This is a genomic window from Bacillus sp. M13(2017) (genome assembly GCF_002218325.1).
Taxonomy (GTDB): Bacteria; Bacillota; Bacilli; order Bacillales; family Bacillaceae_G; genus Bacillus_A; species Bacillus_A thuringiensis_K.
Genome location: NZ_KZ268511.1, coordinates 17,274 through 29,521 on the forward strand (window position 1 = coordinate 17,274; position 12,248 = coordinate 29,521).

The window sequence follows — 12,248 nt, forward strand, 5'->3', positions numbered from 1 at the left end:
TTAGGATCCCAAATTGAAGCAATAGAGTAAGTAAATGAAGAGGGATGATAATAAGATTGGTCACTTTACATTTGAAAAAGGAAAGGAAGATTTTCAAAGTGCCTACGATGAATCAATGGCACTTCTTCCAAAACCTAACGATACGAAAGATATAGAAAAGAAATATGGCACAATTTGTGCTTATTATTTTACTAAAGAGGAAAACAAACATAAGGAACCAATACTCTTACTCCCTGGACGTGGTGCATCTACTCCAATGTGGGTACCTAATTTAGAAGGTCTAAGAGAAAATGCATCTCACGCAATCAATGGTGAGTTCTCTAACGCAGTTAATGCTAGGATCCTTGATTTTGTAGAAAAGCATTCTAATGATAACTAAGTTGAAAGTGGAAAATATGTTGTAATAACAACTTCATCTCTATATAGCTATTTAGGGGATTTTTATTTTTGCACATGTTAAAATCTGAGCCTGATGGGTATGGAACATGCCCACAATGTATATTTTACTTCTTCTATTTTCATGAATATGTATAATTACATGAAATTTCAGTGAAAAAGAGAGTATACTTTCGTATTGTGTAATAAAGATAAAGTCTGCCTACGGAAATAGGCGGGCTTTTTTTACTTATAAAGAAAAGACAACCTTTAAGGTGTCTTCCTTCGATTTGAAACATTTTACTAAGTTAAGTTTTTGTGATAATAAACGCTTTTAATTGGAATGAACCTACGCAGTACATCACTTTATTTTTAAGCATCATTCTCAACAAAAGTGAATATTTTCATTATCCTTTTCACTACAAAGGGTAGTAATTTAGAAGCTAAAAATGCAAGTACGAAAGCAATTCCCCATGTTTTCATCCATGATTTGAGAAATAAAGCTGTATATCCAACATTCATTGAAACCATGACGAAAGAGATAATACTAGATATACCTAAAATCATAAAGATATTAAAAATTAATGGTTCGAATTTTTTATTGATTTTCAAAATTAACACCTATTTTCTATATATGCTTTGCTGCCCGATTTCACCAACATCTAATCTTACAGTTTGAAATCTAGGTTGTCCAGCTTGTTGTACTTTTCTGCAATAGGAACAATAGGTATATAACTAAAGCGTAAATAAACGTCTTCATAATATATCATTAATATTTCTGCTTTGGATGATAAGGAGCAGAACTCGAGAGGCTGTATGAAGAGAGAAAGAATCCCCTTAAAGGAGATCCTTTTTACATTATTAAAAGAAATCCTTCATCATTTTAGCATCTTTAATATTCATTATCACACCTTCTACCTTATCTTTCTTCTCATCTTTAGTGATTGTAATTTGTTCCTTATTATCAACCCACACAAGAAATTCTTCTTTTGAGTCATCTTTATATGTAACGGTAATAGTAGAATGTGCAGATTCTCTCTTTTTTTGATCTAAAGTGATTGTTTTAGGTGTTCCATTTTGAACTGCTGAAACGATAGATTTTATCATTTCTTCGTTATCTGTTTGAGATTTGGAAGTAGTATGATTTGTTGTTTTTAGTATTTCAATATCTGAAATATTTGCGGAGTTTAATTGAAAGGTATGTTGAGTGCGTTCTTGCTTAACTTGTGAAGCTTTATCTGTAGCCGAGGTGCTTGTACAACCTATTAAAGTGAAAGATAGAGCGGTTAGAGCGCATATAGATATGGTTTTTTTCATAGTATCCCTCCTTAAGTTTAATTATAACAATTTTCTTTTATTTTAGGTGGTTATTGTAAGAAGAAGATGTTTTAAAGTGGTAAATGATGTTGTTCATTTTCTATTAAAATTAAAATTCACATAACTTTTTTCATATTTTATGTTTAACATTTCGAAAATAGGTGTACTACATATAATATAACAAATAATTCATTTTAAAGGAGGAAGTTAAAGATGGAAACGAAGTATAGTAAACCTTTTGTATATGAATTTATTACGGAGAAAGAGGTCATGAATGCGGCGAATGATCTAGTGAAGAAAGGAATAGACCAAAAAGATATTTACGTGTTAACACATGAGAAAGAGAGGACAGATAGAATCGCAGATAATGCAGACGTGAACACGATTGGAATAAAAGAGGAGGGACTTGGGACAAGTATTATTAATGTCTTTCATAAAACGGGAGATCAGTTAAGAAATAAGATGCAAGAGTTAGGACTTAATGAGGAAGAAGCTAACTTTTATGAAGAAAAGCTGGATGAAGGAAAAATCTTGTTATTCGTTAAAGATTTAGAAAGAGTCGGTGAATGGTTACAAGAAAGAAGATGCATGTATTCTATTTAAATTTGTATCCTGTAAATCTATAAATCTATTACGAAAAGGAGATTGTAAATATGAGTGAGAACGGACTAAAAGAACAAATTACAGGTAAAGTTGAAAAGAAAAAAGGACAAGTAAAAGAAGGAATTGGTGAAGTTACAGAAGATAGAGAGTTGAAAAATGAAGGGAAGTGGGAAAAAACGAAGGGAACGATAAAAGAAAAAGTCGGAAAAGTGAAACAAAAGATAAGCGATGAATTGGATAATAAAGAATAATATATGTTCATCAAGCTTTGGTTACATACTAAAGCTTGATGAATCCAATATAAAACGAATATAGGAGGTTTAATTGTGGGACTTATTATTACGTGTATTGTAGGTGGACTTATTGGTGCGTTAGCTGGAATGATTACAGGAAAAGACTTTCCGTTAGGTATAGTTGGTAACGTGATTGCCGGATTAATCGGATCTTGGGTAGGTAGTGCGTTATTTGGTCATTGGGGTCCTGAATGGGGAGGCATCTTTATTCTTCCGGCGTTATTAGGTGCAATCGTCTTTATTTTAATCGTTACATTCTTTTCTAGAATGCTACGGAAAGCGTAAGTATGGTAATGAATAGTAATCTTGAGTTTATTATATATAACTATAAAGTGAATAAACTGATAAATATACATAAAAAAGCATCCAATTAAACTAATTTGGATGCTTTTTTAATGTAATCTACATAGAAATGAGTGGAGGATGAAGAACCCCCCACTCATTAAAATTACACTTTCTATTATGTATTAAGCCATCGTTACTTTTTTACAACTGCTTATTCTTACGACCTGCCGTGGCTCTATATGAGATAAGTCCTCGTTATTACCTATATCAACTACAATTGTATTCGTTAGTATGTTAATAATGGAACCAACTAATTTTGTAGCATGATCGTGTCGATAAGAAAATTGAACGAAATCTCCCTTTTTAAAGTTGTGCTCTTCCATAGATAGATCCCCCTAAAAATAATGTTTATACATTATACATACACAAATTTATAAAGTTTAAACATTTGGTAGTATTTTTTTAGTATTAAGCTGAGAAAGGTGTAGAAAATTTATTTATAATTAAAATGAAAAAATATGTTTAAAACTAATTTTTAAGGGTAATTAAATAGTAGTAGTTTGAGATAAGGGGGCGGAAATGATGAATTTGGAAATAAATATTTTGCAAAATGATGTAGGTTATACGGTACAACTTAATGGTGAAATTGATGCATATACAGCATCAGATTTGAAAAATAAGATCATGCCTATTGCAAGTGAAAAAGAGGTTCATATTGTAGTAGATTTTCATAACGTAGATTATATGGATAGTACAGGCTTAGGAGTTTTTATAGCTTTATTAAAAGCAGTTAAGAGAAATGATGGGAAGCTAGAGTTTACTGGTGTGTCTAAAAGGCTAAAAAGATTATTTGATATTACAGGGCTAACAGAAATATTAAATTTGAATTCCGATTTTGAAAAAGTAGAAAGAAGGTGACTAGGGATGATGGAGAGATTTGAAAAGATAGAAATGAAAATTCCTGCAAAAGCAGAATATGTGGCTATTATTCGTTTAACAATGGCTGGTGTTGCGAATCGAATGGGTTTTGCTTATGACGATATAGAAGATATGAAAATTGCTATTAGTGAAGCATGTACAAACATTGTACAACATGCATATAAAGAAGACGTTGGAGAAATTACAATTGTCTTTGGCCTATATGAAGATCGATTAGAAATTATGGCCGCGGATAATGGAGTTAGCTTTGATTTTAATAGCTTAAAAAGTAAAGTTGGTCCGTATGATATTAATAAACCAGTAGAGTATTTGCCAGAAAATGGTTTAGGTTTATATTTAATCAATACGTTAATGGATGATATACAAATTATGCATGATGAGGGCATGACAGTTTTAATGACAAAATATATACAAAGAGAGCAGGTGGAGAATGATGGAAATCCAATCTCAACCTACAAATCTTACTAAAGAAGACGTTATTAAACTAATTGCAGACTTCCAACAAAACCAATGTGATGAAGCACAGGAAAGATTGGTTAATCACTATAAAAATCTCGTATATTCCATTGCATATCGCTATTCAAAAGGTGGGCCGATGCATGAAGATATTATACAAGTAGGAATGTTAGGGCTCTTAGGTGCAATAAGAAGGTATGATTATTCGATAGGGAATGCTTTTGAGCCGTTTGCAATACCTACAATAGTAGGCGAAATAAAGAAATATTTACGTGATAAAACTTGGGGTATTCACGTTCCAAGGCGAATTAAAGATTTAGGCGGGAAGATTAAACTTGCGATAGAGGAGCTAACAGATCGTTTGCAGCGTTCACCCAAGATTATAGAGATTGCAGATCATTTAGGACTATCCGAAGAGGAAGTGCTAGAAATTATGGATGCGAAAAATAATTATCGCGTATCTTCCTTAGATGATGTAGTTGAAAATTCATCTGATGGCAGTTCGGTAGCGAGGATTGAATCTGTAGGTGAAGTAGAGCAAGGATATGAAGAGACAGAAAGGCGTCTCGTTTTAAAGGATATTTTTAACGTATTAAATGAGACAGAAAAGAGTGTTATTCATTATATATTTGGAGAAAATTTAAATCAAAAAGATACAGGGGAACGGTTAGGTATTTCACAAATGCACGTTTCTCGTATTAAAAGACAAGCGATAAGTAAATTGAAGCAAGCAGCATTTTTAGATACATAAAAATTTAAAATCATTATGTTTAAAACATGAGAAAAGGGGTAGTTATTAAGTATAGGAGGAGATATAAAAATGTCACACGATGTGAAAGAACTAATCGAAGGATTGAATGAAGATTTAGCAGGAGAATACTCAGCAATTATTATGTATAACCATAATGCAGCTACAGTTTCTGGTATATATAGACAAGTGTTAAAACCTTTCTTTGAATCTGAAATTAGTGATGAACAAGGACATGCCCTATATTTAGCGGAGAAAATTAAGACGTTAGGTGGTACACCTACTACGATCCCTTTACCAGTGAAACAAGTAGAAGATGTTAGAGAAATGTTAGAATCCGCTAGACAATCAGAATATGAAACAATTAAGCGTTATGAAACGAGAAAAGAACAGGCAGCGAAATTAAATATGACAGAATTAGTTGTAAAGCTAGAAGATATGATTGCAGATGAAACAAATCATATGGAAGAATTAGATCGTCTTTTAAATGATAAAGCAATGGTGTTAAATTAAAAGTAGAAATTTATAGAGTGAAAGAACAAATTCCTATTTCTAGGGGTTTGTTCTTTTGTTGTATAAAAAATATATATGAGTAGGAAATTTTCATTTTGTAACTGAGTATGTAATACTAGAAAAATAGAAAATGATAATAGATTTACATTTTAAATAAGAAAAGGGGAAATAACTTGTGTCCATTTTAATTGTTGATGATAATCCGGTTAACATATTTGTAATTGAGAAGATTTTAAAACAAGCCGGATATCATGATCTTGTATCGCTCAATTCTGCACAAGAGCTCTTCGAATACATACAGTTTGGAAAAGATTCTTCCAGGCATAATGAAATTGATTTAATACTATTAGATATTATGATGCCTGAAATTGATGGACTTGAAGTTTGTAGGCGATTACAAAAAGAGGAGAAGTTTAAAGATATTCCTATTATTTTTGTTACAGCTTTAGAGGATGCAAATAAATTGGCCGAAGCTCTTGATATGGGGGCAATGGATTATATTACCAAACCTATAAATAAAGTTGAACTATTAGCACGTATGCGTGTAGCGTTACGCTTGAAATCGGAATTAAATTGGCATAAAGAACAAGAAGAAAATCTTCGGAATGAATTAGATTTAGCTACGCAAGTACAAAGAAACTTATTAAGTAGCCCATTAAGAGAAGATCATATAAAAATTGAAGCAAGTTACTTACCTTCATTTAAACTAGCTGGAGATATGTATTATTGGTATAAAATCGATGAAAATCGCTACGGTATTATATTATTAGATGTGATGGGACATGGTGTATCTGCTTCATTAGTTTGTATGTTTATTTCGTCTGTATTACGTGAAACAATTAAATGTTTAATTGATCCAGAACTCGTTATTAAAGAATTAAATAAATATATGACCCTTTTACATAATGAAAATGATAATATTCCCTATTATTTTACGGCTATATACTTAGTTGTTAATACAGAAGATAGAACAGTTGAATATGTAAATGCAGGGCATCCTTCTGGATATGTTTTAGTTGATGAAACAAATGTAGTTGAACTAGATCGCGGGAGTTGTGCGGTAGGATTTTTTGATGAAATAAAAGTTAAAAAGACAGTTATACCTTTTGAGAAGAACGCTCAAATATTATTGTTTACAGATGGTGTTCTTGAAGCAATTGCAAATGATGAATTTGAGGCTGAAGAGAAATTACGTACTTTTACAGAAAGAAAATGGGGAGATTTAGAAGAAGAGATAGAAGGGTTTTACAAGGAAGAACAAAAGAAAGCGCAATCAGATGATATGTGTCTAATTATGATACAAACGAATGCGAAATAAAAAGCGTATGAAATCCAAACAGAGGATTTCATACGCTTTTATTGTATTTTTTGATAGATTTGTTCGTTCGGATTAAATTGGATATAATGCGGCATTATATCGGAAAAACGTAGAGTTTCTTTATTTCCTAAACATAGGAATCCATTGTGACCTAAGCTTTCATAAAATAGTTGTTGTACTTGGTTTTGAAGTTTACTCGTAAAGTAAATTAAAACGTTACGGCAAAGTATAATATGAAATTCGTTAAAAGATTGATCAGTTACTAAATTATGCTGCGCAAAAATAATGTTTTGTAAAAGTGACGGATTAAAATAAGCAAAGCGATTATCTGTTGAATAATAGTTAGAAAATGCTTGTGTACCGCCAGCTTGTAAATAATTTTTCGTATAAGTTTGCATTTTATTTAACGGAAGGATAGCTTGTTTTGCTTTTTCTAACACATTTGTATTCATATCTGTTGCATAAATAACAGCTTTTTCACTTAATCCTTCTTCGTGAAGTAAGATGGACATGGATAATACTTCTTCACCAGTTGCGCATCCAGCGTGCCAAATTCTAATTTCAGGATACTTTTTTAATTCAGGAATGACATGCTCTCTTAGCGCTTTAAAAAAGTTAGGGTTACGGAACATTTCAGTTACATTAATGGAGAAATCATTTAATAACTGTTCTAAAAACCCTTCCTCATGAATTACTTTTTCAATTAACTTTGAAATGGTTGGGATATTAGAGATCTGCATTCGATTACAAATTCTTCTATAAATAGATGTACGAGCATATTGGCGGAAATCGAAGCCAGATAGTTTAAATACCGCTTCTAATAGTAATTCAATTTCTAAGTTCGTACGCTTATCCATATCTACAGATGGATCAAAATTATAATACTTATTTTCCACTTAAACTAAACCTCACTTATTTTATTAACCATACACTCATTACCGAATAAAGTTGATGTAAATTTAATGGTTTACTTATATAATCTGAAGCACCAGCAGATAAACATTTCTCTTTATCATTTGGCATTGCTTTCGCAGTTAATGCGATAATAGGTATTTCATGTAACCCTAAGTTCATTCGGATATGTTCCATCGTTTCATAACCGTCCATATTCGGCATCATAATATCCATTAAAATAAGGTCAATATTTGTATTGTTTTTTAGTATGTCTAAACACTCTATACCATTTTGTGCAGTAATAATGTTGGCATGTTGTTTTTTTAATGCATTTTGTAATGCAAATATATTTCGGTGATCATCATCGACAATTAAAATAGTTTTCTCTTGGAAGACGTTATTTGTTTCTGGAGTCACGATAGTCTCTTCCGCAACTTCAGCAGGAATAACATCTTCTATCGTTGCTGCAACTTCTAAATTGGATAACTGTATATCATGTAATCCATTTGGAAGGTTAGGAATATATACAGTGAAAGTACTGCCTTCTCCTACATGACTCTCTAACGTAATCCAACCACCTAACAATCTAGCAAATTCTTTACAAATAGATAATCCTAAGCCTGTACCACCATATTTCCGAATCGTTGCGCCATCTGCCTGTTGAAAGGCTTCAAAAATAAGTTGATGCTGTTCTTTAGCGATACCGATACCAGTATCTTTTACCGAAATTTTCATCCAATCATTACTGATAGATTGCATATCAGGACTTAAATTAGTTGTTTCTATTGAATCGAAATGTAAAGAAACGGATCCTGTTTCCGTGAATTTAAATGCATTGGATAATAAGTTTTTAATAATTTGTTCAATCCGTTTTGCATCTGTATAAAATAAATCAGGAATTGTATCACTATCTTCAATCGTAAATTCGACATTTTTTTGTGCAGCTATATGTAAAAAGTTTTGATGCATACTTGCTGCCATGTCATTTATATTTGTTGCTTCAAAAATTACATCTAGTTTCCCAGCTTCTACTTTCGATAAATCTAGTATGTCATTAATTAAAGTAAGTAAATCTTTCCCTGATGAATGAATGACGGTTGCTAATTCAATTTCATCGTCGGATAAATGATTATCATGATTTTCTTTTAACATTTCAGATAATAGTAAAATACTATTTAACGGTGTGCGTAATTCATGTGACATATTTGCTAGAAATTCAGATTTGTATTTTGAGCTACGTAATAACTCACTTGCTTTTTCTTCTAATTCTGATTTAGTAATTTGTAAGTCAGCTGTCTTTTGCTCCGCCTCTTCCGTTCTAGACTCTAGTTGTTCATTCGTTGTTCGTAATTCTTCGGCTTGCATTTGTAGTTCTTCAGCTTGCGTTTGTAATTCTTCTGATTGAACTTGCAGCTCTTCTGTCATTGCTTGTGATTCATGTAAAAGAGTTTGAATTCGCATACGTCCCATAATACTATGGATTGTCAAACCTAAATTATCAACAGTTTGTTGAATTAAATCTTGATGCAAGTCTGAAATCTCAGTTACACTTACTAACTCCATTACTGCAATTACTTCATCCTCAAATAAGATAGGGATGACTAGTAGGTTTTTAGGGCGTATTTCTAATAATCCAGTAGTAACGTAACGGAATTCTTCAGGTATATCCCTGAGAATAAAACTTTTCTTTTCTAAAGCAGACTGTCCAATGAAACCTTCACCCATTTTAATAGACTGTTTTCCAACATCAGGACCTTGACCAGCGAAAGAAGCTTTCTTCACATAGTAGACAGTGTCTTCAATTTCTTCACGAACATAAAATGCACCGCAAGAAGTTTGCGTTTTTTGTATAACCCCACTAAGAATTTTGTTACCTAACATCTCAATAGAAGATACACCTTGATACATTAAAATTAATTCTGCAAGCTCGGTTTGCAACCACTCTCTTTTCGATATTTCGTCTAGTAAGTGGTTCGTTGTGTGAGCTAGATCTTTTATTTCATCACGTGTGTTTACATGAATTCTTTCCGTAATTTTTTCTTTAGAAGAAATGGATTTAATAGCTTGAATTACATTTTTAATCGTTTTTGTAATGGAATTCGAAATATAGAGTGAAATGATAATAGAAATACAAGAAAGTAAGAACAATAAACTGTATAACCAAATCTCTAATTTATTATTTTCAGTATCTAATTGTGCTGCTCTTTTTTTCGTTAATTGCTCCTCAGTGCTACGGAAGTTAGTTACCTGTGACTGTAAGGACTGAATTTGAGTCGTGTCGATTGTTTGTACATTATTACTATTATTATTTGTAATGAGTGGGTGAATCTCTTTATTAATCCAACTAGTAATGTTTTCGTTAATCTGTTTTAATTTTTCTTGCTGAGATGGGTTATCCTCTAATAATGAGAAAAGATCTTGATAATGTTTTTCGTAATCCTTTTCCGCAGCGTTAAGGGATTGAACGTAATTTGCATCATTAGAAGTGATAAATCCTTTCGTTTTATTTTCAATTGTGAGTAAATCTTTCTCCACTTGATTCGTTAAATTAAGAACTTTAAAATCGTGCTCAATAATAAAATTACGAGATTTTTGTAAACTGGAAATCTCATTGTTTAGCATAATGAAAGAAATAAGTAAGAACAAAATGATAACTAAATAACCAGCCATAATTTTGTAACGAATACTAAATTTTGCTTTCGATTTCATCAAAAATTCCTACCTTCAAGATTATTAAAAGTTTTCAATCGTAAAGAATGAAAACGTAATATATATTATATCAGTTTTCGTAAGGCCAAACTAGAAATCCCCCTATTGTATTAGGGGGTTCGTTTTTCATAGAGGAAATCATGTTGAAATATAAAACTATATATGAAAAGTAACAATCGAGGGAATAGGGGGATCATAAAACTTTTAAGCAGGAAAAAGTGTTCTTAAAGCTTTTTTTGCATCTATTCCTTCAAAGATAAATAATACAAGTTCTTTCTTTTTGACAGTAAGGAAAAAGGATACTAATGTGCTTAAGTTTTTAATAGAAGTAAGTGCTCCATGTTTACCTATAAATACATTCGTTTGAAATGTTGTCATTAAAGCATAAAAATGATGAATCTGCGTTATTGTAGGTGTTTCATTATAAGAAATAGTAGTAGATTGAATGACATTCATCGTAATATTCCTTTCCATATAGTAAGCATAACAATATAAACATACCCGTTTTAAAAAATGTTAAACATATAAATAAGAAAAATATAATTATAGTTTTTTTACGTTTAGAAAAGGTTAGGAAGGGTATACATATACTACAAAGAGATTAACTGAAGATGAATTGTAAGATGTCTATGTTTAGTAGATTAGTCTATCAAAATATACTTTTACTTTAAATAAAAAGGAGCCTGGTATACATGAATGAAATGATGATTAATATTACATTTGATTTAATTTACTTGTTAAGTAGTTCACTTGTAGTGCTTTTACTATTCGCTTTTTTCGTAAATGGTTATGTTAATAAGAAGATTAGTGTATACAGAAATGAAGAAAAATAAAGATACATTATATAAAACTTTAGGAGGTTAATAGTTATGAATGTAGATAGAAAAATAGTAGGTGTTTTTAGAACAATTGATGATGCGGCACTCGTTATTAATGAATTAAATGATAAAGGATACTCAGCAAATAACATTTCAGCTATTGCAAAGGATCAAAAGGAAATTGAACATCTGGAAGAAAAATCGGGTGAAAAAGTGAATAGCGAAACTGCACATAAAGCAGATATCTTTTCAGCGACAGGGCTTGTAGCTGGAGGAGTAGCAGGCGGACTCGGTGGTTTATTAACAGGTCTTGGTATACTTGCCGTTTCTGGAATGGGTCCAATCGTAGCAGCAGGACCAATCGCAGCAGCTATTGGAGGAGCCGGTATTGGCGGAGGAGCTGGAAGTTTAATAGGAGCATTTATAGGATTAGGAATTCCAGAAGAACATGCTAAAAAGTATGAAGAATACATTTACGATGGCAATATATTAATTTTAGTAGATGCAAAATTAGATGATAAGTTAGAAATCTATAAAATATTCGATAAGCACAATGCGTATAACTCTGATTTCTTTAAATAATATGTACGTCACATATTTAAACATAATGAATATCGTTTTTTGATCTTACAACTTTGGCGCGACCGAGGAGTCGTATGACTATAAGAGAGGAAGGGCTTATAGTAAAAGATCAAGTCCTATTATGATATTGAGCAGGGAAGAGGTGTCTATTCGTGATTGTAAAAATATTAAAGGATAGTAGTAATAGTTTCCTTTGTACAGTTCAAAATAAAAATGGAGATCAGTATGTGAAAAAATGGTTTAGTAAACATGAAAATAATAAAGAATTAGGGCGACCAACTTTTAAAGAAGTAGAAAAGGATTGGAAAGAAAATAGAGAATCGTTTATGTATCCCAATATTAAAGCGCTTTATTAAAATGAAACATAAAGCGCGTTTTATTATTACAAAATTGTCACA

Annotated in this window: 17 protein-coding genes and 1 pseudogene; 12 read left to right on the forward strand and 6 right to left on the reverse strand. The window is 31.6% G+C overall.

Going from position 1 to position 12,248, the window contains the following annotated elements; translation table 11 throughout:
• Window positions 1-34: 34 nt before the first annotated feature.
• Window positions 35-289: pseudogene (locus tag CGQ22_RS22300) on the forward strand (carboxylesterase); the annotation flags it as partial.
• Window positions 290-747: 458 nt separating this feature from the next.
• Here the strand turns inward: CGQ22_RS22300 and CGQ22_RS22305 are convergent.
• Both CGQ22_RS22305 and CGQ22_RS22310 read right to left on the reverse strand, forming a co-directional pair.
• Entirely contained in the window at window positions 748-987 is a 240-nt protein-coding gene (locus tag CGQ22_RS22305; protein ID WP_000700225.1) for a DUF2798 domain-containing protein, read from the reverse strand.
• Window positions 988-1,236: 249 nt separating this feature from the next.
• Window positions 1,237-1,692, reverse strand: coding sequence for a hypothetical protein (locus CGQ22_RS22310; RefSeq protein WP_000751338.1), 456 nt, complete (start codon window positions 1,690-1,692; stop codon window positions 1,237-1,239).
• 213 nt (window positions 1,693-1,905) lie between these two features.
• On the opposite strand from CGQ22_RS22310, the gene CGQ22_RS22315 reads away from it, so the two are divergent.
• The 3 genes from CGQ22_RS22315 to CGQ22_RS22325 all read left to right on the forward strand — a co-directional run bounded on the left by CGQ22_RS22315 (window position 1,906) and on the right by CGQ22_RS22325 (window position 2,873).
• Window positions 1,906-2,295 (forward strand): YflT domain-containing protein, encoded by a 390-nt coding sequence (locus CGQ22_RS22315; RefSeq protein ID WP_000448805.1) that lies wholly within the window; start codon window positions 1,906-1,908, stop codon window positions 2,293-2,295.
• A gap of 50 nt (window positions 2,296-2,345) precedes the next feature.
• Window positions 2,346-2,546 (forward strand): CsbD family protein, encoded by a 201-nt coding sequence (locus CGQ22_RS22320; RefSeq protein WP_001293464.1) that lies wholly within the window; start codon window positions 2,346-2,348, stop codon window positions 2,544-2,546.
• Window positions 2,547-2,621: 75 nt separating this feature from the next.
• The gene (locus CGQ22_RS22325; protein ID WP_000522902.1) at window positions 2,622-2,873 is read left to right on the forward strand and encodes a GlsB/YeaQ/YmgE family stress response membrane protein; all 252 of its coding nucleotides are present in this window, start codon (window positions 2,622-2,624) and stop codon (window positions 2,871-2,873) included.
• Between the two features lie 182 nt (window positions 2,874-3,055).
• On the opposite strand, the gene CGQ22_RS22330 is transcribed toward CGQ22_RS22325, so the two are convergent.
• Window positions 3,056-3,256, reverse strand: a complete 201-nt coding sequence (locus tag CGQ22_RS22330) for a hypothetical protein (protein ID WP_000390998.1) — start codon at window positions 3,254-3,256, stop codon at window positions 3,056-3,058.
• A 196-nt stretch (window positions 3,257-3,452) separates the two neighbouring features.
• Here CGQ22_RS22330 and rsbV point away from each other — a divergent pair, with 196 nt between their 5' ends.
• The 5 genes from rsbV (at window position 3,453) to CGQ22_RS22355 (ending at window position 6,847) form a co-directional block, all read left to right on the forward strand.
• On the forward strand, window positions 3,453-3,791 hold the full coding sequence (gene rsbV, locus CGQ22_RS22335; protein WP_003300267.1) for an anti sigma b factor antagonist RsbV: 339 nt from the start codon (window positions 3,453-3,455) through the stop codon (window positions 3,789-3,791).
• 6 nt (window positions 3,792-3,797) lie between these two features.
• Window positions 3,798-4,280: an anti-sigma B factor RsbW gene (gene rsbW, locus CGQ22_RS22340; protein WP_002163876.1), complete on the forward strand. Its 483-nt coding sequence runs from the start codon at window positions 3,798-3,800 to the stop codon at window positions 4,278-4,280.
• Entirely contained in the window at window positions 4,243-5,019 is a 777-nt protein-coding gene (sigB, locus tag CGQ22_RS22345) for an RNA polymerase sigma factor SigB (RefSeq protein ID WP_016117354.1), read from the forward strand. The genes rsbW and sigB overlap by 38 nt, the downstream gene beginning before the upstream one ends.
• Window positions 5,020-5,088: 69 nt before the next feature.
• Entirely contained in the window at window positions 5,089-5,529 is a 441-nt protein-coding gene (locus CGQ22_RS22350) for a ferritin-like domain-containing protein (protein ID WP_000017755.1), read from the forward strand.
• Between the two features lie 175 nt (window positions 5,530-5,704).
• On the forward strand, window positions 5,705-6,847 hold the full coding sequence (locus CGQ22_RS22355) for a fused response regulator/phosphatase (RefSeq protein WP_000025519.1): 1,143 nt from the start codon (window positions 5,705-5,707) through the stop codon (window positions 6,845-6,847).
• Between the two features lie 38 nt (window positions 6,848-6,885).
• Here CGQ22_RS22355 and CGQ22_RS22360 read toward each other — a convergent pair whose 3' ends face one another.
• The 3 genes from CGQ22_RS22360 to CGQ22_RS22370 form a co-directional block, all read right to left on the reverse strand.
• Window positions 6,886-7,743, reverse strand: coding sequence for a CheR family methyltransferase (locus CGQ22_RS22360; protein ID WP_000429029.1), 858 nt, complete (start codon window positions 7,741-7,743; stop codon window positions 6,886-6,888).
• Between the two features lie 16 nt (window positions 7,744-7,759).
• Entirely contained in the window at window positions 7,760-10,450 is a 2,691-nt protein-coding gene (locus tag CGQ22_RS22365) for an ATP-binding protein (RefSeq protein ID WP_000836702.1), read from the reverse strand.
• 204 nt (window positions 10,451-10,654) lie between these two features.
• Window positions 10,655-10,906, reverse strand: coding sequence for a hypothetical protein (locus tag CGQ22_RS22370; RefSeq protein ID WP_001100943.1), 252 nt, complete (start codon window positions 10,904-10,906; stop codon window positions 10,655-10,657).
• A gap of 236 nt (window positions 10,907-11,142) precedes the next feature.
• On the opposite strand from CGQ22_RS22370, the gene CGQ22_RS32115 reads away from it, so the two are divergent.
• The 3 genes from CGQ22_RS32115 to CGQ22_RS22385 all read left to right on the forward strand — a co-directional run bounded on the left by CGQ22_RS32115 (window position 11,143) and on the right by CGQ22_RS22385 (window position 12,206).
• Window positions 11,143-11,283, forward strand: a complete 141-nt coding sequence (locus CGQ22_RS32115) for a hypothetical protein (RefSeq protein WP_001004571.1) — start codon at window positions 11,143-11,145, stop codon at window positions 11,281-11,283.
• A gap of 36 nt (window positions 11,284-11,319) precedes the next feature.
• Entirely contained in the window at window positions 11,320-11,850 is a 531-nt protein-coding gene (locus tag CGQ22_RS22380) for a general stress protein (protein WP_001100093.1), read from the forward strand.
• A 152-nt stretch (window positions 11,851-12,002) separates the two neighbouring features.
• Window positions 12,003-12,206 carry a DUF4028 family protein gene (locus tag CGQ22_RS22385; protein ID WP_000635853.1) on the forward strand — a complete coding sequence of 68 codons (204 nt, stop codon included), beginning with the start codon at window positions 12,003-12,005 and terminating at the stop codon, window positions 12,204-12,206.
• The last annotated feature ends 42 nt before the right edge of the window (window positions 12,207-12,248 follow it).